Source organism: Kocuria sp. UCD-OTCP (assembly GCF_000349605.1).
Classification (GTDB): domain Bacteria; phylum Actinomycetota; class Actinomycetes; order Actinomycetales; family Micrococcaceae; genus Kocuria; species Kocuria rosea.
In genome coordinates, this window is record NZ_AOSQ01000027.1 from 25,191 (window position 1) to 51,267 (window position 26,077).

Annotated in this window: 23 protein-coding genes; 7 read left to right on the plus strand and 16 right to left on the minus strand. The window is 74.3% G+C overall.

Annotated features, from left to right (window positions below; genetic code table 11):
- Positions 1-24: 24 nt before the first annotated feature.
- The 5 genes from H488_RS29015 to dinB form a co-directional block, all read right to left on the minus strand.
- A complete protein-coding gene (locus H488_RS29015; RefSeq protein ID WP_017833693.1) occupies positions 25-741 on the minus strand; it encodes a hypothetical protein in 717 nt (238 codons plus the stop codon).
- Positions 738-1,739 (minus strand): 16S rRNA (cytosine(1402)-N(4))-methyltransferase RsmH, encoded by a 1,002-nt coding sequence (rsmH, locus tag H488_RS29020; RefSeq protein WP_017833694.1) that lies wholly within the window; start codon positions 1,737-1,739, stop codon positions 738-740. Before rsmH ends, H488_RS29015 begins: the two co-directional genes overlap by 4 nt.
- 229 nt (positions 1,740-1,968) lie before the next feature.
- Positions 1,969-2,400 (minus strand): division/cell wall cluster transcriptional repressor MraZ, encoded by a 432-nt coding sequence (mraZ, locus tag H488_RS29025; protein WP_031283112.1) that lies wholly within the window; start codon positions 2,398-2,400, stop codon positions 1,969-1,971.
- Between the two features lie 534 nt (positions 2,401-2,934).
- A complete protein-coding gene (locus tag H488_RS29030; RefSeq protein ID WP_017833696.1) occupies positions 2,935-3,312 on the minus strand; it encodes a DUF3040 domain-containing protein in 378 nt (125 codons plus the stop codon).
- A gap of 55 nt (positions 3,313-3,367) precedes the next feature.
- Positions 3,368-4,648, minus strand: coding sequence for a DNA polymerase IV (gene dinB / locus H488_RS29035; RefSeq protein ID WP_017833697.1), 1,281 nt, complete (start codon positions 4,646-4,648; stop codon positions 3,368-3,370).
- A gap of 184 nt (positions 4,649-4,832) precedes the next feature.
- On the opposite strand from dinB, the gene H488_RS29040 reads away from it, so the two are divergent.
- Positions 4,833-5,984, plus strand: a complete 1,152-nt coding sequence (locus tag H488_RS29040; RefSeq protein WP_017833698.1) for a polyprenyl synthetase family protein — start codon at positions 4,833-4,835, stop codon at positions 5,982-5,984.
- A gap of 61 nt (positions 5,985-6,045) precedes the next feature.
- On the opposite strand, the gene H488_RS29045 is transcribed toward H488_RS29040, so the two are convergent.
- The gene (locus tag H488_RS29045) at positions 6,046-6,432 is read right to left on the minus strand and encodes an Rv2175c family DNA-binding protein (protein WP_017833699.1); all 387 of its coding nucleotides are present in this window, start codon (positions 6,430-6,432) and stop codon (positions 6,046-6,048) included.
- Between the two features lie 119 nt (positions 6,433-6,551).
- Between H488_RS29045 and H488_RS29050 the strand changes: the two genes are divergently transcribed.
- Positions 6,552-7,724, plus strand: coding sequence for a LysM peptidoglycan-binding domain-containing protein (locus tag H488_RS29050; protein WP_017833700.1), 1,173 nt, complete (start codon positions 6,552-6,554; stop codon positions 7,722-7,724).
- Between the two features lie 45 nt (positions 7,725-7,769).
- A complete protein-coding gene (locus tag H488_RS29055; RefSeq protein WP_017833701.1) occupies positions 7,770-9,716 on the plus strand; it encodes a protein kinase domain-containing protein in 1,947 nt (648 codons plus the stop codon).
- A 143-nt stretch (positions 9,717-9,859) separates the two neighbouring features.
- On the opposite strand, the gene H488_RS29060 is transcribed toward H488_RS29055, so the two are convergent.
- The gene (locus H488_RS29060; protein WP_017833702.1) at positions 9,860-11,254 is read right to left on the minus strand and encodes a class II 3-deoxy-7-phosphoheptulonate synthase; all 1,395 of its coding nucleotides are present in this window, start codon (positions 11,252-11,254) and stop codon (positions 9,860-9,862) included.
- Between the two features lie 40 nt (positions 11,255-11,294).
- Positions 11,295-12,146: a lysophospholipid acyltransferase family protein gene (locus H488_RS29065; protein ID WP_017833703.1), complete on the minus strand. Its 852-nt coding sequence runs from the start codon at positions 12,144-12,146 to the stop codon at positions 11,295-11,297.
- Positions 12,147-12,293: 147 nt separating this feature from the next.
- Between H488_RS29065 and H488_RS29070 the strand changes: the two genes are divergently transcribed.
- The 3 genes from H488_RS29070 to H488_RS29075 all read left to right on the plus strand — a co-directional run bounded on the left by H488_RS29070 (position 12,294) and on the right by H488_RS29075 (position 15,587).
- Positions 12,294-13,148 carry an alpha/beta hydrolase gene (locus tag H488_RS29070; RefSeq protein WP_017833704.1) on the plus strand — a complete coding sequence of 285 codons (855 nt, stop codon included), beginning with the start codon at positions 12,294-12,296 and terminating at the stop codon, positions 13,146-13,148.
- Positions 13,145-13,618: a hypothetical protein gene (locus tag H488_RS36115; protein ID WP_017833705.1), complete on the plus strand. Its 474-nt coding sequence runs from the start codon at positions 13,145-13,147 to the stop codon at positions 13,616-13,618. The genes H488_RS29070 and H488_RS36115 overlap by 4 nt, the downstream gene beginning before the upstream one ends.
- Before the next feature lie 70 nt (positions 13,619-13,688).
- A complete protein-coding gene (locus H488_RS29075) occupies positions 13,689-15,587 on the plus strand; it encodes an AMP-dependent synthetase/ligase (RefSeq protein ID WP_017833706.1) in 1,899 nt (632 codons plus the stop codon).
- Between the two features lie 27 nt (positions 15,588-15,614).
- Here the strand turns inward: H488_RS29075 and H488_RS29080 are convergent, their stop codons facing one another.
- Together H488_RS29080 and H488_RS29085 are read right to left on the minus strand one after the other, a co-directional pair.
- Positions 15,615-17,072 (minus strand): mycothione reductase, encoded by a 1,458-nt coding sequence (locus H488_RS29080; RefSeq protein ID WP_017833707.1) that lies wholly within the window; start codon positions 17,070-17,072, stop codon positions 15,615-15,617.
- An 88-nt stretch (positions 17,073-17,160) separates the two neighbouring features.
- Positions 17,161-20,613, minus strand: coding sequence for a pyruvate carboxylase (locus H488_RS29085; protein WP_017833708.1), 3,453 nt, complete (start codon positions 20,611-20,613; stop codon positions 17,161-17,163).
- Between the two features lie 347 nt (positions 20,614-20,960).
- Between H488_RS29085 and H488_RS29090 the strand changes: the two genes are divergently transcribed.
- Entirely contained in the window at positions 20,961-21,749 is a 789-nt protein-coding gene (locus tag H488_RS29090; protein ID WP_017833709.1) for a ParA family protein, read from the plus strand.
- A 10-nt stretch (positions 21,750-21,759) separates the two neighbouring features.
- Here H488_RS29090 and H488_RS29095 read toward each other — a convergent pair whose 3' ends face one another.
- The 6 genes from H488_RS29095 to H488_RS29120 form a co-directional block, all read right to left on the minus strand.
- Positions 21,760-22,344: a MerR family transcriptional regulator gene (locus tag H488_RS29095; protein ID WP_017833710.1), complete on the minus strand. Its 585-nt coding sequence runs from the start codon at positions 22,342-22,344 to the stop codon at positions 21,760-21,762.
- Between the two features lie 174 nt (positions 22,345-22,518).
- Positions 22,519-23,043, minus strand: coding sequence for a bifunctional nuclease family protein (locus H488_RS29100; RefSeq protein WP_017833711.1), 525 nt, complete (start codon positions 23,041-23,043; stop codon positions 22,519-22,521).
- A 1-nt stretch (position 23,044) separates the two neighbouring features.
- A complete protein-coding gene (gene ftsR, locus H488_RS29105) occupies positions 23,045-23,791 on the minus strand; it encodes a transcriptional regulator FtsR (protein ID WP_017833712.1) in 747 nt (248 codons plus the stop codon).
- Positions 23,792-23,800: 9 nt separating this feature from the next.
- A complete protein-coding gene (locus H488_RS29110; RefSeq protein ID WP_017833713.1) occupies positions 23,801-24,256 on the minus strand; it encodes an FHA domain-containing protein in 456 nt (151 codons plus the stop codon).
- A gap of 189 nt (positions 24,257-24,445) precedes the next feature.
- Positions 24,446-24,832, minus strand: coding sequence for a glycine cleavage system protein GcvH (gene gcvH, locus H488_RS29115; protein WP_017833714.1), 387 nt, complete (start codon positions 24,830-24,832; stop codon positions 24,446-24,448).
- Between the two features lie 94 nt (positions 24,833-24,926).
- Complete coding sequence (locus tag H488_RS29120) at positions 24,927-25,925, minus strand: adenosine deaminase (RefSeq protein WP_017833715.1); 999 nt, start codon at positions 25,923-25,925, stop codon at positions 24,927-24,929.
- Between the last annotated feature and the right edge of the window lie 152 nt (positions 25,926-26,077).

Consider the following 26,077-nt stretch of genomic DNA (forward strand, 5'->3'; position numbering starts at 1 on the left):
CGGGGGCGGGGGCCGGTGGCCCGGTCACTCCCCGGGCGTGCGCTGCGGCGGGGCCGCGAGGGAGCCGCCCTCCGCGTCCGCCTCGCCGGCCGGCGCGGCGTCCTCGCGGGCGCTGCGCTCGGCGTCCTCCCGCTCCTGCGCCGCCTTCTCCCGCTCGCGGTCCTCGGCGCGCTGGGCGGCACGGTCCGCGGCCTCGGAGCCGGTCTGGTGGGCGTGGTCGACCAGGATCTCGTGGTTCTCCTGGGGCTGCGCGGGCATGGGGTCGCCCTCGACGGTCCCGTTCGTGACGTCGACCGTGCCCGAGTCCTGCGCGGGGACCATGCCGAGGTCCGTCGCCATCACCGCGAGGTTCTGCGGGGCGTTGTAGAACTCGAGGTCCTGGGTGAGCGCCTCGTTCTGCTGGCTGAGGGCCTGCTCCTGGGCGCGCAGCTCCACGAGCCGGTACTGGCCCCCGGAGATCTGGATGTTCAGCACCAGGATCGAGGCCAGCGCCACCACGAGCGCCACCAGGCTGAGCACCACGGTGGAGAACCGCTGTCGGCGTGCCCGGCCCGGGACCACGGACAGCGGGGCCCGGGTCGACCCGGCCCGCTCCTCGGCGGGCGGCGCCGGGTCGCTCAGCTGGCGGGCGGAGGTGCCCTCCACCGGCGGACGCTGCCCGCGCCGCCCGGCCCAGGCGCCGATGCCCGTGCGCTGGGAGGTCGGGCGGACGGGGCGTCGCTGGAGTCCGGTTCCGCTCATGCCGTGTACCTCTGCGTGTTCTGTGCTGTGGGGGGGACGTGCTCTCGGATGCGCTCCACCGCGCGCAGGCGCGCGGAGGCGGCACGGGGGTTATCGTCGATCTCCCGGGGGGTGGGGGTCTCCGTCCCGCGGGTCAGGACCCGCAGGGTGGGCTTGTGCTGGTCGAGCTCCACGGGGAAGCCCTTCGGCGCCGTCGAGGCGGCTCCGCGGGCGAAGGCCTGCTTGACGATCCGGTCCTCGAGGGAGTGGTAGCTCATGGCCACCACGCGCCCGCCCACGGGCACGGCGTCCAGCGCGGCGGGGATCGCCCGGCGCAGCACGTCGAGCTCCTCGTTGACCTCGATCCGCAACGCCTGGAAGGTCTGCTTCGCGGGGTGCCCCTTGCGGTGCTGGGCGCCCTGCGGCACGGCCCCGCGGACGACCTCGACGAGCTCGCCCGTGGTCCGCAGCGGGGTCCTGGCCCGCTGCGCCACGATCGCGCGGGCGATCCGACCGGCGAAGCGCTCCTCGCCCCAGTCCCGCAGGATCCGGCGCAGGTCCTCCTCGCTGTAGTCGTTGACCACGTCCTGGGCCGTGACGGGCGCGGTGGAGTCCATGCGCATGTCCAGGGGCGCGTCGTAGGAGTAGGCGAAGCCGCGCTCGCGCTCGTCGAGCTGCAGCGAGGAGACCCCGAGGTCGAAGAGCACCGCATCCGCGTGGTCGAACCCGTGCCGGCCGAGGGCCTCCGGGATCCGGTCGTAGGTCGTGTGCACGGGGTGGAACCGGTCCCCGAACCGGGCGAGCCGCGCGCCGGCCAGCGCGTGGGCCTGCGGGTCCCGGTCGATCGCCACCAGCTGCAGGCCGGGGAAGCGCCGCAGCAGCGCCTCGGAGTGACCGCCCATGCCCATCGTCGCGTCCACCGCCACGGCGCCGTCCTCGCCGAGCGCGGGAGCCATCAGGTCCAGGCACCGTTCGAGCAGCACGGGAACGTGGAGCTGCTCGGCTGGGCGTTGCGCCATGGGCCCTCTCTTCGGCGGTCGACGGTGGATCGGTCTTCGGTGGCCGGCGCCGGGTCGACGCCGTGGTGCGGCGGCGGGCCTTCCAGGATCAGAACCCCATCCGCTGGCCGTCCCTCGAATCCGGCCTGGCTCAGGGGAAGGTGAGTCAGGACGGTGACGGCTGTGCGGCTGGAGATCTCATCCGGGAAGCGGCTCCGCGTGCTCCGCGGTGGTCTCGGCGGCCCTGCGCTCAGAAGAGCCCGGGCACCACTTCCTCCTCGGTCTCGGAGAAGACGGCCTCCTTCTCGTTCAGGTAGTCGTTCCACGCCTGGGCGTCCCAGATCTCCGCCCGGGTGCCCGCGCCGATGACGGCGAGCTCCCGGCCCAGCCCGGCGTAGTCCCGCAACGGCGGCGGTATGGTGACTCGGCCCTGCTTGTCCGGGACCTCGTCCGAGGCGCCCGAGAGAAAGACCCGGATGTAGTCCCTGGCCTGCTTCGAGGACAGCGGTGCCGCCCTCAGCTGCTCGTGGACCCGCTCGAACTCGCGGACGCTGAACACGTAGAGGCACCGTTCCTGACCGCGGGTCAGCACGAGTCCCTCCGCCAGTTCCTCCCGGTACTTCGCCGGCAGGATCAGGCGGCCCTTCTCGTCGAGACGGGGTGAGTACGTTCCGAGAAACATGCTCACCGCCTCTCCAGCCCGAGAGTTTTCCCAGATCCATCTCTTCGCCCCACTTTACTCCACTTCACTCCCCGGTCAACGAACGCAGGGGCCGGGCGCCGCGGCGTGGCGCGGCGCCCGGGCGCCGCGACGGGCGTCGCCCCAGGTGGGCACGATGGCGCCGCGGCGGAGGGCGGCGGGGAGGAGCGTGGAGGACACCCCGGGCCCGCGGTGCGGGGCGCCGGCACCGAGCGTCGGGGAGCGCGGTGGAGGACGCCGCGGCATCGGGCGCCGGCGGAGGGGTGCGGGGAGGAGAGTGGAGGACGCCGCGGTGCGGGCTGCGGGGAGGACGGTGGAGGAACGCTCCCCGGACGCTCCCGGGGTGCGGCCGCGGCACCTCCAGGGCATGAAAAAGCTCCCCGGCGGTGCACCGGGGAGCTGATCGGACCCTGCAGACCGCCGTGCGGCAGCAGGGTGGGGGGAGGTGGAGGGGCCGGGCGGGTCGGTTCGAGCGGGCGGCGCCCTGCGGTCGGCTCCGGGTCCGGGCGGGGCCGGTCAGGTGGACGGGCCCCCGGAGTTGCGCTGGTCCCAGCGCTCCTCGAGGTTCTGCAGGAAGGGCGACGAGCGGCGGGGCGGGCCGCCCTTGCCGGGCTCCCCGCCGGGGCGCGGCTTGCCGGAGCGCAGCGTGGCGACGTAGACACCCGCGCCCATCACGACGAAGCCCAGGACCCCGACCAGGATGGAGTCGATGACGACCCCGCCCAGGAGGACGAGCAGGCCGACGACGGCGATCACGATCCCGAGGACGATGTTGCGGGTGGAAGCACCCCTGACGGCGCGGGACCCCATGTTCGTCACGAACCTCGGGTCGTCCGCGTGGAGCTGCTTCTCGAGCTGCGCCAGGAGCTGTTGCTCGTGCTCGGACAGTGGCACGGTATGCCTCCTCATCCTTCGGGTGCGGATTCCCCGGCTGTTCCGGCGCCGCCTGCTACCAGGATAGACCGTCGGGTGCTGATTTGGCACCGCGCACACGGCTGTCAACAGCCTCCGAGTTGCCCTCCGGACTCCGGGGTGCGGGAGGCAGGAGACGGGCGGGGCCGAGGCGCTCGGCGCCGAAGCGGGCGTGCACCCGGTCCATGGCCTGCTCGGCGGCCCCCCACTCCTCCTCGCGGCCGTCCAGGCTCAGCTGCAGGGCGTCCGTGGCGGGCTCCAGCCGCTCGGCGCGGATGCCGATGAGCCGGACCGGCTGGGGCCGGTCCCCGAGCTCCTCGAGCAGGCCCACGCCGTGCTCGAGGAGGTCGTGGGCGGACGTGAAGGGATGCTGCAGGGTTCGCGACCGGGTGATGGTCGTGAAGTCCGCCCAGCGCACCTTGAGCCCCACCCGGCGGGCGCGCAGACCCTGCCGGCGCAGCCGCGAGGCGGTCCGGTGGCTGAGCCGCAGGAGGGTCTCGTGCAGCACGCGGTCGTCCGCGACGTCCCGGGGGAAGGTCTCCTCCGCGCCCACGCTCTTCTCCTCGCGGACCGGTTCGACGGGGCGGGGGTCCCGTCCGTTGGCGAGCTCGTGCAAGTGGTGGCCGGCCGCCCGTCCGACCAGGCGGGTCAGCATCGGCACGGGGGCGGCCGCGAGGTCCCCCACGCTCCTGAGCCCCGCGCCGGTGAGCGTCTCGGCCGTGCGCCCGCCGACGCCCCACAGCGCCGAGACCGGCAGCTCCGCCAGGAACGCGACGGTGTCCTCGGGCTGGACGAGCAGCAGGCCGTCCGGCTTGGAGCGGGTGGAGGCGATCTTCGCGACGGTCTTGTTGGCGCCGATCCCCACGGAGGCGGTCAGTCCCAGCTCGTCCCGCACACGGGCCCGCAGGCCGCGGGCGATGCCCACGGGCGGGCCGAGCCGCCGGACCGCTCCGGCGACGTCGAGGAAGGCCTCGTCCACGCTGATCTGCTCGACACGGTCGGTGATGTCCCAGAACATGGCCATGACCCGGCGGGAGTAGGCGTCGTAGGCGTCCCGGTGGGGCTCGAGCAGGACGGCCCGGGGGCACATCGCCCGGGCCCTTGCCAGGGGCATGCCGGAGCGGACGCCGAACGCCCGGGCCTCGTAGGACGCGGAGAGGACGACGGAGCGTCCGCCCGACCCGGCCACGATGACGGGCCTGCCGCGCAGCCCGGGGGCCGCGAGCAGCTCCACGCCGACGTAGAACATGTCCATGTCGACGTGCAGCACGGCGCACTGCCGCCAGCGCTCCAGCCGGTCCCTCGGCGTCTCGGTCACCGCGTCCTCCTCCCGGGTCCGGCACAGCTTAGCCCTCGGCGCGGACATCCCGGCCGCGGTGCGGGCCCCGGCCCGGGCGGAGCGCCCCGGTCCGCTCACCGGGCCTTCGATAGGCTGGGGCGGACATCGCGGACGGCCGGCAGAGGGCGTCCGCCGCCACCCCGAGTCCGAGGTCGATCCGCCCATGACGTGCCCGCCCCTCCCGCACCACCCCGACGCCCCCGCAGGCACCGCGCCGCAGGCCCGGCCCCAGGACGCCTTCCGCGCCGAGGACGAGCGGTTCGTGGCGCGGCTGCACGCGGAGCTGGAGGAGTTCTTCGGCCGGCAGCGAGCGGTCCTGGGCGGCATCTCGGCGGACGCCCTCCCGCTGCTGGACGCCGTCGTCGCGCTCTCCGCCGGCGGCAAGCGACTGCGGGCGCGGCTGTGCTACTGGGGCTGGCGGGCGGCGGGCGGCGACCCGGAGGACCCGGCCGTGGTCCGGGCCGGGGCGGCGCTCGAGCTCTTCCAGTCCGCCGCGCTCATCCACGACGACGTCATCGACCGCTCCGACACCCGCCGCGGCGCCCCCAGCGTGCACCGCCGCTTCGAGTCCGTGCACGCGGACCGGGGCTGGGCCCTGGACGGTCCGGCCTTCGGCGTGGCCGCTGCCATCCTCTCGGGCGACCTGTGCCTGTCCTGGAGCGAGCAGTCGTTCGCCGCGGCCACCACCACGGCGCCCGGCGGCCACCGCGCACGGGCGGTCTTCGACCTCATGCGCTCCGAGGTGATGGCCGGGCAGTACCTCGACGTGCAGGGCGAGGTCGCCGGCGGGGGCCAGGACCGCGACGGCGCGGTGCAGCGGGCCCTGGACGTCATCCGGTACAAGTCGGCGAAGTACTCGGTGGAGCACCCCGTGGTGCTCGGCGCCGCCCTGGCCGGGGCGCCGGAGCCGGTCCTGGAGCGCTGCTCCGCGTTCGCGCTGCCCCTGGGCGAGGCGTTCCAGCTGCGCGACGACGTCCTGGGCGTGTTCGGCGATCCCGCGGCCACGGGCAAGCCCGCCGGCGACGACCTGCGCGAGGGCAAGCGGACGGTGCTCGTCGGCTACGTCCGCACGCTCGGCAGCGAGGCGCAGATCGCGCGGCTCGAGGACGCCCTGGGCCGGCCGGAGCTGACGGAGGAGGACGTCGAGGAGCTCCGCTCGCTCATCACGGCGTGCGGCGCCCTGGGCTCCACGGAGGAGCTCATCGAACGGCTCAGCGGGGAGGCGTTCACCGCGCTGGACCGGCTCGGGGCCGACGCCGTGCCGATGGCCGCGCTGCGCGGCCTCGCGACGGCTGCGGTCCGCCGCTCGTCGTGAGTCCGGCGCGCCGGGCCGGTCCCGCGGTCGGGGCCGGTCCGGCGCGCCGGTCAGGAGCGGGTCACCAGGCCAGGGCCTGCGCCCGGCGGCGGATCTCCGTCTTGCGCCCGTCCCGCAGCGCGTCGACGGGACGGCCCGGCAGGGACTCGTCCTCGGTGAACAGCCACGTGATCGCCTCGACGTCGGTGAAGCCGGAGTCCCGCAGGACCGCCACCGTGCCCTTCAGCGAGTCGACCACGGCGCCGTCCAGCAGGAAGGCGGCCGGCACCCGGCGGATGCTGTCGTGCGGGTTGCGGACGGCGAGGAGCGTCCCGTCGTCGACGAGGCCGTGGACGCGGGTGACCACGAGGCCGAGCTGCTCGGCGACGTCGGGCAGGGGCAACCACTCCTGGACGAGACCGTCCAGGCGGTCGAACTCCTCGGTGCTGATTCCGGATGTGTTCTTCACGCCCCCAGAGTGCCACGTCCGCCGGTGCCCGTGCCACGCGGGCCCGCCACGGTATGCTCGACCCGCGGAGCCGGCTGAGACCTCCGCACCTTCCCCGATCAGCGTCAGAGAGTTACTTCATGCCGTATCCCCCCGACAGCGACACGACCGACCCGAACGACGCACCGCGCTCCACCACCGCCGAGACCTCCGCCGAGGCCTCCGGGCGGCAGGACGACCGCTCCCCCGGCTGGGCGCGCCGCGCCCGGACGGGGTCGGCGGTCACCGCCGTCGCCGCCCTCGCCGCCCTGGGCGGGGGCACCGTGGCCCACGCCGCCCCCGCCCAGACGGCCCAGGTGGCCTCGGCGCCCCTGCTCGCCGCCCAGAAGACGACGAAGACCCCCGTGCACACCGTGTCCCCCGGGGACTCCCTGTGGGCGGTCGCCCAGCGCCACGGCGTGGCCGTGGACGAACTCATGCGGTGGAACGACCTCTCCGGCGCGGCGCTGCTGCTGCCCGGGCAGGAGCTGCGCCTCTCCGGCGGCGCGGCCCCGGCGGCCGAGCCTTCGAAGAAGCCGGCCCCGCCCGCGGCGGAGCCGCCCCGGACGGAGCACATGGTGCGCTCGGGCGACTCGCTGTGGAGCATCTCGCAGGCGCGCGGGGTGTCGGTCCAGTCGCTCCTCGACGGCAACGACCTCACGGTGAACTCGCTGCTGCGCCCGGGCCAGCGGCTGTCGGTCACGGAGCCGGCCCCCGACACCGTGCGGACCGCCCAGGCCCCCGCCCCCGAGCGGGCCGAGCAGCCCCGGCCGGCGCCCGAGCGCGCCGTCGGCGACACCTTCCTGGGCCGCACGTACGAGGACGGAGTCGTGGACTCCGCCAACCGCCACCACGAGCAGCTCGCCGCCCGCCCCGCGCCCTCGCGCGAGGAGATGCGCCGGCTCGTCCACGACACCGCCGTGCGGATGGGCGTGGACCCCGCGCTCGCCCTGGCGCACGCCCACCAGGAGTCGGGCTTCGACCACCGGGCCGTGTCCCCCGCGGACGCCGTGGGCACCATGCAGGTCATCCCGGACGCCGGGGACTGGGCCTCGGGACTCGTGGGCCGGGAGCTCGACCTCCTCGACCCGCAGGACAACGTCACCGCCGGCGTGGCCATCATCCGGCAGCTGGGCCGCGCCGCGCCCAGCACCGACGTGGCCATCGCCGCGTACTACCAGGGCCTGCACGGGGTGAAGAAGTACGGGATGTACGACGACACCAAGCAGTACGTCAAGAGCGTCAAGACCCACCGCAAGCGGTTCGGACCGTGACCTGCGACCCAGCCTGCGCACAGCGCCCCGCCCTAGGCTGATCCCGTGCAGCACGCGCTCCCCGACCACCTGACCGGGACCGTCCTCGAGGGCCGCTACGAGCTGGGTCCGCGGATCGCCCGCGGTGGCACCGCCACCGTGTACCGGGCGGTGGACACCCGCCTGCAGCGCGTCGTGGCGGTCAAGCTCATGCACGCCCACCTGGCCGAGGACCCGGCCGCGGCGGACCGGTTCGTGCGGGAGGCCCGGTCGGCGGCGCGGCTGTCCCATCCCCACGTGGTCTCCGTGCTCGACCAGGGCCACGCCCCGGACGGGGTGCCGTACCTGGTCATGGAGCACGTGGCGGGCTCGACGCTGCGGGACCTCCTGCGCCGGCGCGGCGCCCTGCCCCCGGGCGAGGCGCTCGGGCTGCTGGAACCGGTCCTCGACGGGCTGGCGGCGGCCCACCGCGAGGGCCTGGTGCACCGCGACGTGAAGCCGGAGAACGTGCTGATCTCCGCCGCCGGCCGGGTGACCGTCGCGGACTTCGGTCTCACCCGCGCCGTCGACCAGCACACGGCGACCGGAACGGTGCTGGGCACGGTCGGCTACGCCTCGCCGGAGCTCGTCACGGGGCAGCGGGTCGACACCCGCGCGGACGTGTACTCGGCCGGGATCCTGCTCTTCGAGCTCCTGGCCGGCCGCCGTCCCTTCGAGGGCGGTCCGCTGGCCGTGGCCCGCGCCCACGCGGACGGCGCCGTCCCGGACCTGCGCACCCTCGATCCCGGTCTCCCGGCCGGTGTGGCGCGGCTGGTCGCCCGGGCCACGGCACGGGAGCCGGAGCGGCGTCCGCCCGACGCCGGCAGCTTCCTCGACGAGCTCCGGTCGGTCCGGGCGGGTCTGCGGCCCGCGGAGCTCGACCGCCCCCCGGGACCCGGCGCCGCCCGCGGCACCCCGGCCGTGCCGGCTCCGGACGCCGCGGCCACGGCGGCCCTGGACCCCGCGGTCGGACCCACCGCGGCCCTCGGGGCGGGCGCCCCCACGGAAGCCCTCGGCCGAACCGCTCCCACGGAAGCCCTCGGCCGGGGCGCTCCCACGGAGGCCCTCGGTTCGAGCGGCACCACGGAGACCATCGGCCGGGACGCCCCCACCGAGACCCTCGGCCGGGACGCTCCCACGGAGGCGTTCGGCCCGGCGGCCGGCCGGACCGGGGTGCCGGGTCCGCACGCGGCGACCCTGGTAGCGGCCGGGGCCGGGGCCCCGGGGGTCTCCGGCCGGCCGCTGCCGGCGCGGACCTCGAGCGGCTCCTCCGACCCCTGGCGGCCCGAGGTCGAGCTGCGGCCCACCCGGCCCCTGCACGCGGCGGGGACGCTGGCCCTGGTCGCGCTCGCGGTGGCCGGGGCGGCGTTCCTGGGCTGGCTCCTGGGCTCCGGTCCGGGCGGGACCGTGAGCGTGCCGGACGTGCGGGGAGCGGGTCCGGAGCTCGCCGAGCAGTACCTGGCCGGGGCCGGTCTGGGCAACGTCGCCGTGCACGAGACCGCGGACCCGGTGGCCCCCGCCGGCACCGTGCTCGGCACCGACCCGGAGGCCGGGGCCACGGTGCGCTCCGCGGAGCAGGTCGTCCTGCTGGTCTCGACCGGTCCCGTGCGGACCACCGCGCCCGACGTCACCGGGATGTCCGAGGAGGACGCCCGGGCGCGCCTCGAGGACGCCGGGCTGGCGGCCGGCACCCGGAGCCCGGTCGCCGACGCCGCCGCCGCCGGGACGGTCGTGGGCCAGCACCCCGAGGCGGGCGAGGCGGTGGCCGAGGGGTCGGCGGTGGACCTCGCCGTCTCCCTCGGGGCCCGCGCCGACTCCGCGCCCGGGGTGCTGGGCAGGCCCGTGGACGAGGCGGTCCGGCTCCTCGCGGAGGCGGGGTTCGCGGCGCGGGTCGAGGAGAGCCTCGGCGCCCCCTTCGGCTACGTGGTGGCCCAGACGACGGACGGGGCCGAGGTCGTCCTCACCGTCGTCTGAGCGGACGGCAGGAACNTCGAGGAGAGCCTCGGCGCCCCCTTCGGCTACGTGGTGGCCCAGACGACGGACGGGGCCGAGGTCGTCCTCACCGTCGTCTGAGCGGACGGCAGGAACGGCCCCGGCCCCGTCGGCCGGTCCCGCGCTCAGCGGCGGGAGAGGTAGCCCGCCACGAGGAACGCAATCTCCAGGGACTGCATGTGGTTCAGGCGCGGGTCGCACAGCGACTCGTAGCGGTCCTGGAAGGAGGACTCGTCGACGGGGTCGGCGCCGCCGAGACACTCCGCGACGTCGTCGCCCGTCATCTCCACGTGGATGCCGCCGGGGAAGGAGCCGATCGCCTCGTGCACCTCGAAGAAGCCGCGGACCTCGTCCACGACGTCGTCGAAGTTTCGGGTCTTGTACCCGGACGGCAGGGACACGGTGTTGCCGTGCATGGGGTCGGTGACCCACACGACCTTGGCGCCGGAGCGCTCCACGGCCTCGACGAGCGGGGGCAGCTTCTCCCGGATGTTCTTCGCGCCCATGCGGGTGATGAAGGTGAGCCGTCCGGGCTCGCGCTCCGGGTCGAGCTTGTCGATGAGCGCCAGCGCGTCGTCCCCGGTGGTCTTGGGGCCGAGCTTCACGCCGATCGGGTTGCGCAGCCGGGAGAGCAGGTCCACGTGGGCGCCGTCGAGCTCCCGGGTGCGCTCGCCGATCCACAGGAAGTGCCCGGACGTGCCGTACGGGAGGTGGGTGCGGGAGTCGATGCGGCTCAGCGCGCGCTCGTAGTCCAGCAGCAGGGCCTCGTGGCCGGCGTAGAACTCCGTGGTGCGCAGGGCGTCGAAGTCCGCGCCGCACGCGTCCATGAACTTCACGGCCCGGTCGATCTCGCGGGCGAGCGACTCGTACCGGGCGTGGGCCGGGTTCGTGGTGAAACCCATGTTCCAGGCGTGCACGAGGCGCAGGTCCGCGAACCCGCCCGTGGTGAAGGCCCGGATGAGGTTCAGGGTCGAGGCCGAGGTGTGGTAGCCGCGCACCATCCGCCGCGGGTCGTGGACCCGGGACTCCTCGGTGAAGTCGAAGCCGTTGACCATCTCGCCGCGGAACGTCGGCAGCGTCGTGCCGTCGCGGGTCTCGTCGTTGGACGAGCGGGGCTTCGAGAACTGCCCGGCCATCCGGCCCATCTTCACCACGGGCATGGACGCGCCGTAGGTGAGCACCACGGCCATCTGCAGCAGCGTCTTGACCCGGGCGCTGATCCGGTCGGCGGTGGCGCCCTCGAAGGTCTCGGCGCAGTCCCCGCCCTGCAGGAAGAACGCCCGGCCGTTGGCGACCTCGGCCAGACGGTCGCGCAGCTTGTCCACCTCCCCCGCGAAGACGAGGGGCGGGACCGCGTTGAGCTCGGCGATCGAGGCGGCGAAGTCGGGGTGGTCGCGCCAGGTCGGCTGCTGGTCGGCGGCCAGCTCGCGCCAGTCGTCCAGCCCCGGGTAGTCGGCCGCAGAGGGCACCGGGGAGGCGAGGTTGCGGAGGCTGTCGGGAACGGTGAAGTCGAGCATCATGTCTTCCTATGTCTCGTCCGGGGCGGGGCCGGGCGCGGGATCAGGGTGCGGTGGGCCGCGGGGTGTCGTCGTCCGCGGCCCCGGGACGGTCGCGGTGGGCGATGGAGTCCGCGGTCCGGCGGGCGGTGTGGGCGGCGCTGCGCGCCTTGTCCTTGGCGTTGCCCACGAGCTCCGCCGCGGCCTGCTTGGTCTCCTGGCGCTTCTGCTCGGCGAGCCGCTTCTTGTGCTCCGAGGCGTAGACGTCCACGTAGACCTGGCCGGAGAGGGCCTGGATCGCGTGCATGATCTCGTCGGTGACCTCGCGGAGCAGGGCGTGCTCACCCTGCCGGCCCCGGTAGCGGGAGAAGTCGAGGGGCTCGCCGAAGATCGTGGTGACCCGGGCGCTGCGGCGGGGCAGCGGGAGCCTGGTCCCGATCGGCTGGACCTTGTCGGTGCCGACCATGGCGATCGGGACGACCGGGGCCCCCGTCTCGAGCGCGAGCCGGGCCACCCCGATCTTGCCCTTGTACATGCGGCCGTCCGGGGAGCGGGTGCCCTCCGGATAGATCCCGAGCAGCTCGCCCTCCAGCAGCTTGCGGCCGCCGTTGCTCAGGGACTTCGCGCTGGCCCGGCCCCCGGAGCGGTCCATGGGGATCTGGTTGATGGCGCGGAAGAACGCGGCCATCACCCGGCCCTTGACGCCGGGGCTGTTGAAGTAGTCGGACTTCGCCAGGAAGTACACCTGCCGGGGCACGGCCACGGGCATGAACACCGAGTCGGAGACGGAGAGGTGGTTGCTCGCGAGGATGGCCGGGCCCTCCTCGGGCACGTGCTCCAGGCCGCGCACCTCGGGACGGAAGGCGACGTTGATCAGGGGGCCGACGACGTAGCGCTTCAGAAACATGTAGACCATGTGGGAGGGGACTCCTTCGTGCTGATCGGGATGTCGCGAGGGTCCGTGCCGCTCGGACCGGGTCCGGCCTCCGGTATTCTCTCACGTCCGCACGGGCACCCGCGCCGGTCCGCCCGTCGACGGCGCCCGCCCTGACATCATGGACGCATGACGCCACCCGTCGAGGACCAGCACCTGCCCGCCCCCTCCGCGACCGTCGGGCCCGCCGCCGCGGACGATCCCGGCGCGCCCTTCCACCATCCGGCCGACGGGCCCGCGGGCGCGCTCGTGCTGCACGGCTTCACCGGCGTCCCGTTCAGCGTCCGCCCCTGGGGCCGGGCGCTGCACGCGGCGGGCGCCGACGTCGTCGGGCCCGTGCTGCCCGGCCACGGCACCCGCTGGGAGGACCTCGCCGGCGTCCGCTGGGAGCAGTGGCGCGACCACGCGGCCGAGCACGTGCAGCGGCTGCGGGCCCGGCACGACGTGGTGGTGGTGTGCGGGCTGTCCATGGGCGGGGCGCTCGCCCTGCACCTCGCCGCGACCCTGCCCGTCGACGGGGTCGTGGCCCTGAACCCGGCGCTGTCCCTCGTCAGCCGCACGGCCCGGCTCGCCCCGGCCCTGCACCGCGCGGTGCCGTCCGTGCCGGGCGTGGGGGACGACATCAGCCTCCCGGGCGTCACCGAGCACGCCTACCCGCGCACGCCCGTGGCGGGCGTCGCCGAGCTGGGCCGGTTCATGACCCGGACCCGGAGGATGCTGCCCGCGGTCACCGCCCCGGTCCTGGTGCTGCGCTCGCAGCACGACCACGTGGTGTCGGACGCCTCGCACCTGCAGGTGCTGCGCCGGGCCGGCGGGGACGTGGAGCTGGTGCGGCTGGCGGAGAGCTTCCACGTGGCCACCCTGGACCGGGAGGCGGACGTGGTCGCGGCGCGGTCCGTGCGCTTCCTGGAGGACCTGCTGGCGGGCCGCAACCCGGTCACCGCGAGACCGTTGCGCCCCGCCTCCCGGGGGGACCGGCGATGAGTGCGGGCCCGGGGACGCCGGGCGGCGCCGGGCACGGCCCCGAGGACGAGTGGAGCCGGATCGTGTCGGGCCTCGAGGACGTGCGCCGGGCCGGGGACCGGCACCTCGCCGGGCCCCGGGACTGGTCCCCCGAGGACGCCGGGCCGGGCGCGTCCGCCGGGGCGGAGGACGCCGGAGCGGAGGCTGCCGGGGCAGAGGGCGCCGGGGAGCCGGAGGACGCGGGGGACGACGACGCGCCCTACTCCCCCGACCCCGGGCCGGTCACGCAGGGGCTCAGCGGCGGGGCACTGCTGTCCTGGACCGTGCTGGTCGGGGTGCCCGTGCTGCTGGTGGTGCTCTCCCTCCTGCCCGGCTCCCTGCCGTGGTGGGCCATCGTGGGGGGCCTGCTCGCCGTGGTCGGGGCCATCGGCCACCTGCTGCGGTCCCTGCCCGACGACCGCGACGAGCTGGACGACGGCGCCCGCGTTTGACGGGGTTTGCGTGAGCCAATTCACTAGACTGGAGCGGACGGCCCACCGACCCCGATCCGAGGAGAACCCCATGCGCCACGTCGCGACCGACGCCCTCGTGGACCCACCGGCCCACAGCCGCATCACCGACTTCCTGCTCATGCAGGCGGGCCAGGACGAGGATCCGCACCTGTACACCGTCCTGGGGCCGGAGGGGGCCGCCCGCGAGGTGCGCGCCCGGGAGTTCCTCGCCGCCGTGCAGGGTGTGGCCAAGGGTCTCGTGGCCGCGGGGATCGAGCCCGGGGACCGGGTGGGCATCCTCAGCCGGACGCGCTACGAGTGGACCCTCGCAGACCTCGCGATCTGGTACGCCGGCGCCGTGCCCGTCCCCGTCTACGACTCGTCCTCGGCGCAGCAGATCGCCTGGATCATGGGCGACTCCGACGCCAAGGCCGTGTTCGTCGAGACGCAGGCCCTCGAGGACTCCGTGCTCGCCGCCTCGCGGGAGACGCCGTTCCGCGCCGCGGAGAACGTCTGGCGCCTGGACGGCACCGGCACGGGCCTCGACGAGCTCGCGCGCGCCGGCGCGGACGTGCCGGACGAGGAGCTCGAGGCCCGCCGCACGTCGCGCGGGCTCGAGGACGTCGCCACGATCATCTACACCTCGGGGACCACCGGACCGCCCAAGGGGTGCGAGCTGACGCACGGGAACTTCGTGCGGCTGTGCGAGAACACGACCCTGGTCGTCGAGGACATCATCCACCCGGGCGCCCGGACGCTCCTGTTCCTGCCGCTGGCCCACGTCTTCGCCCGCTTCGTGGAGGTGATCGCCCTCTACTCCGGGACCGTCCTGGCCCACACCCCGGACGTGAAGAACCTGATGGCGGACCTCGGGGCCTTCCGGCCCACGTTCATCCTGGCCGTCCCGCGCGTGTTCGAGAAGATCTACCAGAGCGCCCGCCTCAAGGCCGAGAAGGCCGGCGGGGCGAAGTCCCTGATCTTCGAGCGCGCGGTGACCACGGCCGTCGCGTACTCGAAGGCCGGTCAGGACGGGCGGATCCCGCCGCTGCTGCGCGCGCGCCACGCCCTCTACGACCGGCTCGTGTACTCGAAGCTGCGGGACGCGATGGGCGGGGAGGTCACGCACGCGGTCTCGGGCGGCGCGGCCCTCGGCACCCGGCTGGGCCACTTCTTCAACGGGATCGGCGTGTACGTCGTGGAGGGCTACGGGCTCACGGAGACCACGGCCCCGATCGCCGTCAACACCCCGGAGATCGGCAAGATCGGCACCGTGGGACTGCCGCTGCCGGGCAACGAGGTGCGGATCGGCGAGGACGGGGAGGTCCTGGTCCGGGGCACCCACGTCATGCGCGGCTACCACGGGCGGGAGGACCTCACCGCCGAGGCCTTCGAGGACGGGTGGTTCCGCACCGGCGACCTCGGCTCGCTCGACGAGGACGGCGCCCTCACCCTCACCGGCCGGAAGAAGGAGATCATCGTCACCGCCGGCGGCAAGAACGTGGTCCCCAACGTGCTGGAGGACCCCATCCGCGCCTCGGCCCTGGTCTCCCAGGTCATGGTGGTCGGGGACAACCGGCCGTTCGTGGCCGCCCTCGTGACCCTCGACCAGGACGTGCTCCCCGCCCGCCTGGAGCTGATGGGCCTGGACCCCGCGATGCCGGTGGCGGAGGCCGCCCGGCACCCGAAGGTCGTCGAGCACGTCCAGGACATCGTCACCCGGGCGAACCAGGCGGTCTCCCGCGCGGAGAGCATCCGGGCCTTCGAGATCCTCGACGTCGACTGGACGGAGGCCTCCGGGCACCTGACCCCGTCCATGAAGATCAAGCGGGCCAGGATCGCCCAGGACTTCGCGGACCGGATCGAGGAGATCTACTCGCGCCCCGCCCCCGATCCGGCCGCGGCCCCCGTCACCCCGGCGGAGCGGATCAAGGAGAAGCTCTCCCACGCGCACCTGCCGGGCCGCGGCTGACCCCGGGCCGGCCGGCGGCCGGTGGGATCACCGGCCGCCGACGAGGGCCCCCGGGGACAGCGGTGAGTGCTCGGGGACGTCGAGGCCCAGCAGGGCGTTCTCGACGACCTCGCTCAGGGCGGGGTGGATCCAGTACTGGCCGCGCGCCATCGTGTGCGCGTCGAGGCCGAAGGACATGGCCTGCACCAGCGGCTGGATGAGCAGGGAGGCCTCCTCCCCGATCAGGTGCGCGCCCAGGAGGCGACCGGTGCCCTTCTCCGCAATCAGCTTGCACAGCCCCGTGCGATCCTCCATGGCCCACCCGTAGGCCGTGGCCCCGTAGTCCTGCACCTTGACGGTGATCTCGCTGCCCTGCTCGACCGCCCACTGCTCGGCCTCCTGCTGCGTCATGCCGACGGAGGCGATCTGCGGGCTGGTGAACACGGCGGAGGGCACGAACCGGTGGTCGGTGGCCCGGAGGTCGCCGGGGTGCAGGAGGTTGTGCTGCACCGTGCGGGCCTCGGCGTTGGCCACGTGCTTGAGCTGGTAGGGCGAGCTGATGTCGCCCAGCGCCCACACGCCCTCGACGGGGCGGCCCCCGGAGAGGGCGCGCTGGTGCTCGTCGACGGCCAGCAGCCCGTCCGGCCGCACGTCCAGCCCGCCCGCCCGGGCGTCGAGCACGTCGGTGTTCGGCTGCCGGCCCGTGGCCACCAGCACCACGTCCGCGGGCAGGCGCATGACGAGCTCCGGGTCCTGCGGGTCGCGGAAGGTGACCATCACGGCGCACTCGTCGCCGTCCCACTCCTCGACCTCGCTCAGCGACCAGCCCGTCTCCAGCTTCCACTGCCGGGAGGCCTCGCGGGCGAACCGCTCGGCGATCTCCGGGTCGTGGTAGCGCAGGATCCGGTGCGAGCGGTTGACCTGGGTGACCCGCGCGCCGAGGCTGGAGAAGACGTGGGCGAACTCGGCGCCGATGTAGCCGCCGCCGACCACCACCACGCGGCGGGGCATCTCCTCGATGCGCATCACCGTGTCCGAGGTGTGCACCTGGGGCAGGTCGATCCCGGGGATCTCCGGCCGCACCGGGCGCGAGCCGGAGGCCACCACGATCTGGTCGGCCGTGAGGTCCTCCCCCGAGGCGGTGCGCAGGGTCCGCGGGGCGGTGAAGCGCACGTGCTCCTCGTAGACCGTCACGTGCGGCAGCGTCCGGCGGTACTCGAGCCCGCCGTGGGAGATCGCGTCGATCCGCCCGAAGATCCGGTCCCGCATCTCCCGCCAGCGCACGTCCTCCACCGAGACGTGGAGGCCGAGCCGGTCCGCCTCCTGGGCGCGGCGGGCCACGCTCGCCGGATACGCGTACATCTTCGTCGGGATGCAGCCGACGTTGAGGCAGGTGCCGCCGAAGGTCCCGCCGTCGATGATGGCGACGTCCAGGCCCTCGTAGTCCTCGGTGAGGATCGAGTTGCCCGAGCCGGAGCCGATGATGATGAGGTCGAATTTCCGCATGCGACCCATCCTATGCGCGCCCGCCGGGCGGCACCCGCCGGCACCGCGGCCCTCCCGGGGGCCGCGGTGCCGGCGCGGGCGTGCCGGGTCAGCCGGCGGTGTCGAGCGCCAGCAGGAGGTCGCCGCCGGAGACCTGGGTGACGCCCTTGAGGGCCACCCGGGCGACCGTGCCGCCCGTGGGGGCGGTGATGGAGGCCTCCATCTTCATGGCCTCGATGGTGGCCACCTGGCCGCCCGCCTCCACGGTGTCGCCCTCGGCCACCGTCACGGTCACCGCCCCGGCGAACGGGGCGGCCACGTGGCCGCGGTCCGTGGGGTCGGCCTTCTCGGTCTCGGGCACCGAGGAGGTGATCGAGGTGTCGCGGACCTCGATCATCCGGGGCTGGCCGTTGAGGGTGAGCATCACGGTGCGCATGCCCTTGTCGTCCGGCTCCGAGATGGCCTGCAGGGTCACCAGCAGCCGCACCCCCTTGCCGAGGGAGATCACGTGCTCCCGGTCGGAGGTCAGCCCGTAGAGGAAGTCCCGGGTGTGCAGCAGCGCCAGCTCGCCGTACTTCGCCCGGCTGGCCTCGTAGTCCCGGGTCGGGCCGGCGAACAGCAGCCGGTTCAGCGTGGCACGGCGGGTGGCCGGGTCCCCGGCCAGGGCCTGGGAGTCCTCCGGGGCCAGCTCCGTGATCCCGACACGCACGTTGCGGCCCTCCAGGGCCTTGGAGCGGAACGGTTCGGGCCACCCGCCGGGAGGCGTGCCGAGCTCCCCGGCGAGGAAGCTGATCACCGAGTCGGGGATGTCGAACTTCTGCGGGTTCGCCTCGAACTCGGCCGGGTCCACGCCCATGCCCACCAGCTGCAGGGCGAGGTCGCCCACGACCTTGGACGAGGGGGTGACCTTGACCAGTCTGCCGAGCATGGCGTTGGCGGCGGTGTACATGTCCTCGATCGCCTCGAACCGCTCCCCCAGTCCCAGCGCGATGGCCTGCTGGCGCAGGTTCGACAGCTGCCCGCCGGGGATCTCGTGCCGGTACACGCGCCCGGTCGGGGCGGTGAGCCCGGACTCGAACGGGGCGTACATCCGGCGGATGACCTCCCAGTAGGGCTCCAGGGCGGTCGCGGCCTCCAGGGGGATGCCGGTGTCCCGGTCCGTGTGGGCCAGGGCGGCGATCAGCGCCGAGGCGGGCACCTGGGAGGTCGTGCCGGCCATCGAGGCCTCGGCCACGTCCACCGCGTCCACGCCCGCGTCGATCGCGGCCATCAGCGTGGCGAGCTGCCCGCCGGCGGTGTCGTGGGTGTGCAGGTGCACGGGCAGGTCGAAGCGCTCCCGCAGGGCGGTCACCAGCTTCGCCGCCGCCGCGGGGCGCAGGAGCCCCGCCATGTCCTTGATCGCCAGCACGTGGGCCCCGGCGTCGACGCACTGCTGGGCGAGCTCGAGGTAGTAGTCCAGGGTGTAGAGGTCCTCGGCCGGGTCGAGCAGGTCCCCGGTGTAGCACAGGGCGACCTCGGCGACCGCGGTGCCCGTCCTGCGCACGGCCTCGATGGCCGGGGCCATCTGCTCCACGTCGTTGAGGGCGTCGAAGATCCGGAAGATGTCCACCCCGGTGGCCGCGGCCTCGGCCACGAACGCGTCCGTCACCTCGGTCGGGTACGGGGTGTAGCCCACGGTGTTGCGCCCGCGCAGCAGCATCTGGATCGGGATGTTCGGCATCGCCTCCCGCAGCAGCCGCAGCCGCTCCCACGGGTCCTCGCCGAGGAAGCGCAGCGCGACGTCGTAGGTCGCCCCGCCCCAGGCCTCCACGGACAGCAGCTGCGGCAGCGTGTGGGCGTAGGCCGGGGCCGCGGCCAGCAGGTCCCGGGTGCGCACCCGGGTGGCCAGCAGCGACTGGTGGGCGTCCCGGAACGTCGTCGAGGTCACCGCCACCGCCTGCTGCTCCCGCAGGGCCCGGGCGAACCCCTCGGGGCCGAGCTCGACGAGCCGCTGCCGCCACCCCGGCGGCGGGGTGTGCTCGGAGGGTCCGTCGAAGGGCGAGCGGAACGGCTCGTCCTGCTTGTCGCCCGGGTAGTGGGGCAGCTTGGTGCGCGGGTCGATGCCCTCCACCCGCTCCCCGTTGGGCTGGTTCACCGTGACCTCGGCCAGCCAGGTCAGCGCCTTGGTGGCCCGGTCCCCGGAGGTGCGGGCCTCGAGCAGCTCGGGGCGGCGCTCGATGAAGTCGGTGGCCACGTTGCCGGCGAGGAACTCCGGGTCGGCCAGCACGGCCTGCAGGAACTGGATGTTGGTGGACACCCCGCGGATCCGGAACTCGGCCAGGGCACGCTGGGACCGGTGCACGGCGGTGGCGTAGTCCCGGCCCCGGCAGGTGAGCTTCACCAGCATCGAGTCGAAGTGCGGGGAGATCTCCGCCCCGGCGTAGACCGTGCCGCCGTCCAGGCGCACCCCCGCGCCGCCGGCCGAGCGGTAGGCGGAGATCTTCCCGACGTCGGGGCGGAACCCGTTGGCCGGGTCCTCGGTGGTGATCCGGCACTGCAGGGCGGCCCCGCGCACGGCCAGCTCGTCCTGGGCGATGCCCAGGTCCGCCAGGGTCTCCCCGGAGGCGATGCGCAGCTGCGACTGGACGAGGTCGACGTCGGTGATCTCCTCGGTCACCGTGTGCTCCACCTGGATGCGCGGGTTCATCTCGATGAACACGTGCTGACCCGCCCGCTCCCCGGCCGTGTCCACCAGGAACTCCACGGTGCCGGCGTTGACGTAGCCGAGCTCCTTCGCGAACTTCACCGCGTCCCGGTGCAGGGCCTGGCGGATCCCCTCGTCGAGGTTCGGCGCCGGGGCGATCTCCACGACCTTCTGGTGCCGGCGCTGCAGGGAGCAGTCGCGCTCGAACAGGTGCACCATCCCGCCCTCGTTGTCGGCGAGGATCTGCACCTCGATGTGGCGGGGCCGGAGCACGGCCTGCTCCAGGAACACGGTGGGGTCGCCGAAGGCGGTGTCGGCCTCGCGCATCGCGGCGGCCAGCGCCTCGGGCAGCGCCTCGGGGGTCTCCACCCGGCGCATGCCGCGGCCCCCGCCGCCGGCCACGGCCTTCACGAAGATGGGGAACCCGATGCCCTCCGCCTGCGCCAGCAGCTCCTCGGGGTCCGCCGAGGGCTCCGTGGAGGCCAGGGTCGGGATCCCCGCCCGCTTCGCCGCCTTCAGCGCCGCGACCTTGTTGCCGGCCAGCTCCAGGATCTCGGCCCGCGGGCCGACGAAGGTGATGCCCTCGCGCGCGGCGGCACGGGCCAGGTCCGGGTTCTCCGAGAGGAACCCGTAGCCGGGGTAGATCGCGTCCGCCCCGGACTCCTTGGCCACCCGGACGATCTCCTCGACGTCGAGATAGGCCCGCACGGGGTGGCCCTCCTCCCCGATCCGGTACGCCTCGTCGGCCTTCTGCCGGTGGATCGAGTTGCGGTCCTCGTACGGGAACACCGCCACCGTCTTGGCGCCCAGCTCGTAGGCGGCACGGAAAGCACGGATCGCGATCTCGCCGCGATTGGCCACCAGGATCTTGGAGAACATCAACACCCGTTCCGCACCCGGGGCCGTTCGGCGGACACCCGGGCACTGATTCGTCGAAGGTCGGACAACGTCGCGCACACGGTCAGCATGGCCGTCCGCGGGCGGTCCTGACCAGTGAACCACGCCACCCCGGGGCACACTGTGACTGCTGTCACAGAGCGACGTCGTGGTCAGCGTACACGGCGGCGGCGCGGGGGCGGGGCGGCCGCGGGCGGCTCCGCGCCGGAGCGGGGCGGAGCGCGCCCGCCCGGCTACGATGGGCGCAGCCGTCTCCTCGCCGCGGCCCCCGATCCCGGACCCGAGGAGCCGCTCCTCCCGTTTCCCCGCGAGCGAAGGGTGTCCCCTCCGTGCAGATCGTCAGCGTCAGCAGCCTCAAGGGCGGTGTCGGCAAGTCCTCCGTGACCCTGGGGATCGCCTCGGCGGCCCTGCAGGCGGGAGTGCCCACGCTGGTGGTGGACCTCGACCCGCACGCCGACGCCACGACCGGACTGGGCGTGCACCCGGAGCGCGGTCACGACATCGGAGAGGTGCTGCGCAGGCCGCGCCGGGGAGCGCTCGAGCGCGTGGTCGTGGCCTCGGCCTGGGCGGTGCGGGCCGGCCTGGACAGCAGGGCCCTCGACGTCGCCCCGGGCTCGGCCCGCTCGTCCCACCTCGACCGCTCCGAGTACCGGGAGAAGGACCTCGGCCGGCTGGAGCGCGCGCTCTCCGGCGCCCAGGGGTACGACCTGGTGCTGGTCGACTGCCCGCCCACCCTGAGCGCGCTGACCCGCACGGCGTGGGCCGCCAGCGACAAGGTGCTCTCGGTGGCGGAGCCCTCGCTGTTCTCGGTGGCGGGCACCAAGCGCACGATGACGGCGATCGCCCAGTTCGAGCAGAGCCGCACGTGGGCCGTGCCGGCTGCCGGGGTGGTGGTCAACAAGGTCCAGCACTCGTCGGTGGAGCACCGGCACCGCCTGGACGAGCTGCAGGAGCTGTTCGGCCCCCTGCTGGTCAGCCCGGTGATCCCGGACCTGCCCGTCTGGCAGCAGGCGCAGGGCGCGGCCTGGCCGATCCATCGCTGGCCGGGAGCGGAGGCCCAGGACATCTCCGGGCGGTACACGGCGATCCTGCAGGGCCTGCTCGACGGCTCGTCCTGAGCCGCCCGGCTCAGCCCGCGCTCTGCCGGCGGGCCCGGCGCTCGGAGAGCTCGTCCCCGGGCAGCGGCTCCTGGGCGGGGGCGCGGTCCGCTCCGGTGTGCTCCCCGGGGAGCGCCGCGAGGGTCCCCTCGACCTCGCGCCACACCCGGCCCACGGCGATCCCGAAGACGCCCTGTCCGCCCTGCACCAGGTCGATGACCTCGTGGGGGGACGTGCACGCGTAGACGCTGGCGCCGTCGCTCATCATGGTGAGCCGGGCCAGGTCCTCCACGCCCTGGGCGCGCAGCGCCCCCACGGCGGTGCGGATCTGCTGCAGGGAGACGCCGGTGTCCAGGAGCCGCTTGACGATCTTCAGGACGAGGATGTCGCGGAAGCTGTAGAGCCGCTGCGTGCCGGACCCGGAGGCGCCGCGCACGGTGGGCTCCACGAGACCGGTCCGCGCCCAGTAGTCGAGCTGCCGGTAGGTGATGCCCGCGGCCTTGCAGGCGGTGGGGCCGCGGTAGCCGACGGACTCGTCCCGGATCACGGAGTCGTCGAAGAGGACGCCCTGGGTGCCGTGCGCCGGAGGGCCGCCGGGCTGCTCGCGTTCGCTCACGCCGCCTCCTCGCTCGTGGACCCGGTGCTCGCGGCGCCGGGAGTGGATGGTCTCACAGAGACGTCCGGATCCCCCCGGGAACACCTCGAGTACACCTTATGACGGTAGACCTCCCCGGGGACGGGGTCAAAGACATCAGGGGCCCGGACCCCGTGTCGGGCGGACGGGGACGGCTCAGAAGTCCTCGGGGTCGACGTTGTCGAGGAAGTCGCGGAACTGCTCGACCTGCGTCTCCGGGGGCAGCTGCGGCTCCCCCTCCCCCGCGCGGGGGGACGGCTCCCGCAGCTCCCCGTCCCCGCTCATCACGAGACCGGCCTCGTCGAGGACGGTCTCGGTGCACAGGATGGGGCAGTCGGTGCGGGCGGCCAGGGCGATCGCGTCCGAGGCGCGGGAGTCGACGACCGTGCCGTCCGAGAACTCGAGCGCGGCGTGGAAGACCCCCTCCTCCACCGTGTGGATCCGCACCCGCGTGAGCGTGCGCCCGAACGCGGTGGCCACCGACAGCACGAGGTCGTGCGTCAGGGGCCGGGGCGGCTCGATCCCCTGCACGGCGAAGACGATGGACGTCGCCTCGTTCGTGCCGATCCAGATCGGCAGGTGCCGTCCGCCCTCGACCTCGCGGAGGACGACGACGGGCTGCGCCGACGGCACGTCCATGCGGACGCCCGCGATCTCCATCAGGACCTGGTGCACGGCCACGTCAGCCCTCCACCGCGGCGCGCTCCTGGAGCGCGGCGATCTCCGAGCGCACGAGCGAGGTGTGGATGGTGAGGCACAGGCCCGAGATCTCCTGGGCGCGCTCGACCGCGCGTGCCCTCGAGGCGGCGTCCCGGCGGGAGGTGAGGGGCGCGACGGCGCGCTCCACGAGGCCCAGCTCCCGGTCCGCGGCGGCCTTGAAGGGGCGCAGGTGGCGCGGTTCCAGACCGTGGGCCGTCAGCGCGAGGGCCGCCCGGGTGATGGCGAGGGCGTGGTCGTCGAAGGCCCCGTTCTGCTCCCGGATCAGCCCGTAGCTCACGAGCTCCCGGACGAGCGGGATGCCGGCGCCCGTGCGGGCGGCGAGCTCCCGCAGGTTGTAGGTGCGCGGCGCGCTGACGACCGGCAGGGGGGCGGTGACCGGATCGGCGGGCTCCGCGGTGCGCCGGGCGTCGTCGGCGCGGGCGTCCTCGTCGGCGTCCAGCCGCTCCCGGATCACCTTCAGCGGGAGGTAGCGGTCGCGCTGGAGCTCCAGGATCCGGCGCAGCCGGTCCACGTCCGCGCGCGAGAACTTGCGGTAGCCGGACGCGGTGCGCGCCGGGTGGACCAGGCCCTTGTCCTCCAGGAAGCGCAGCTTCGAGGCGGTGATGCCGGGGTGGTCCTCGCCGAGCTCCTTGAGCACGGCGCTGATGCCCACCCGGGCCTCGTGCTGGACGTCGTCCCGGTGGGGATCGGTCTCCGCGGGGTCGGTCATGGCTCCCTTCTACTGGTCCGACTGCGAGCGCAGCGAACGGTAGAACGTGAACCGGAACTTCCCGATCTGGACCTCGTCGCCGTTGTCCAGCTGCGCGCTGTCCACGCGGTCGCCGTTGACGTAGGTGCCGTTCAGGGATCCGGAGTCGATGATCTCGAAGGAGTCGCCGCGCCGGACGAACCGCGCGTGCCGGCGCGAGACGGTGACGTCGTCCAGGAAGATCTCGGAGGACGGGTGGCGGCCGGCGGGGACCTCGTCCCGGTCCAGCAGGAAGCGTGACCCGGAGCCGCCGCTGTCGTGGGCCACGAGCAGGGCGCTGCGCGGCGGGAGCGCGGAGACCGCCGAGCTCTCCTCGGGGGAGAGCTTGTGCGAAGCCGCGTGCGAGAGGACCTCGGCCACGATCTGGATCGACGTGGTCTCCGGCTCCCCCTGGGGTGCGTTCGAGCCGTTCTGGGTTCTGGACATCTCTTCCCTCGACTGGTGACGTGTTGGTGGACGGGTCCTGTGGGACCCCTGCCCCGCGACCTCCTGTCCCGGCGGTCCCCGGGCGACCGGCCGGAGCCACCCGGTTGCTTGTCAGTGTACCGGGTGGTGGAGACACGGAGGGGCGGCCGGGACACGTCCCGGCTCGCGCGTGGTCGGGTCCTGCGCGGGTCAGTCGAGCTGGGCGGCGTACCCCTCGGCGTCGAGCAGCCCGGAGCGGTAGTCCTCGCCGGAGGGGCGGACCGCGAACAGCCAGCCCTCCGCGTAGGGGGCGGAGTTCACGGTCCCGGGCTCGGCCTCGAGCGCCTCGTTGACCGCGGTGACCTCACCGGAGACGGGGGCGAAGATGTCGCTCACGGACTTGGTGGACTCGATCTCGCCCACGGCGGCGCCCGCCTCGACGCTCTCCCCCACCTCGGGCAGCTGGACGAACACGACGTCGCCCAGCTCGCCCTGCGCGTGGTCGGTGATCCCGATGCGCACCGCGCCGTCGGCGTCGGGGCCCGCGATCCACTCGTGCTCGGCCGTGTAGGACAGGTCGGCGGGGATGTTGCTCATGGGGTGGCTCCTGGTCCGGCGGGTGCGGTCGGCTCGATTATGGCACAGACGTCCCCGTGGCCCGAGGGCGCGGGACCTCGCGGGTGTCGGCCGCTCAGCGGCCCTCCCACGCGGTGATCTCGGCGTGGATCGCCCGCTTGCGCTCCGTCCCCGCGAAGGACGCGTCCACCGAGTTGCGGGCCAGTGCGACGGCCTGCTCGTCGGTCAGTCCCAGCGCGTCGCGCAGGTCCTGGAAGACGTCCCCCACGTAGCCGCCGAAGTAGGCCGGGTCGTCGGAGTTGACCGTGACCAGCAGCCCGCGCTCGAGCATGTCCAGGACCGGGTGGTCGGCGAGCGTGTCGACCACGCGCAGCCGCACGTTGGACAGCGGGCACACGGTGAGCGGGACCCGCTCCGCGACGAGGCGGTCCACGAGCTCCGGGTCGCTCAGGCACTGGATGCCGTGGTCCACCCGCTCCACGCGCAGCACGTCGAGGGCCTCCCGGACGTACTCGGGGCCCGCCTCCTCCCCCGCGTGGGCAACGACGTGCAGTCCGGCCGCCCGCGCCCGCGCGAAGACCTCCTCGAAGAGCGCCGGGGGATGGCCGACCTCGGCCGAGTCGAGGCCGATCCCGTCGATGCGCGGCAGCTGGTCCCCGAGGGAGTCGAAGAGCTCCACGGCCTCCGCGGCGGGCCGGTCCCGCAGGAAGCACAGCAGCAGCGTGCTGGTGAGGCCGTGCTCGGCCCGGGCGGCGTCGAGGGCGGCGCGGATGCCGTCGACCACCGTCCCGAGCGGCACGCCCCGGGCGGTGTGCGCCTGCGGGTCGAAGAAGACGTCGACGTGCCGCAGGCCCTGCGCCGCCGCGCGCTCGAGGTAGGCCCGGGTCAGCGCCTCGAAGTCGGAGGCGTCGCGCAGCACCGCCATCGTGGCGTAGTAGAGCGCGAGGAACGAGGACAGGTCCTCGAAGTCGTACTGCCGCCGCAGCTCCTCGACGGAGCCGTAGGGCAGCTCCACCCCGTTCTTGGCGGCGAGCGCGAACGCGAGCTCGGGCTCGAGGGTGCCCTCGATGTGCAGGTGCAGCTCCGCCTTGGGCAGGGTGTGCAGGTCGTTCAACTCCGGCGCTCCTTCGTGGTCGGCCCCGGGGACCGGAGCACTCGACGTCCCGTGCAGTGTATGCGCCGCCGTCGGCGGCGGGGCTCCGCCCCCGCTGCCGGGTCGCCCCGCACCGCCCGACCGCCGTCGGCTCCGCGGCCGGAGTGCTCTAG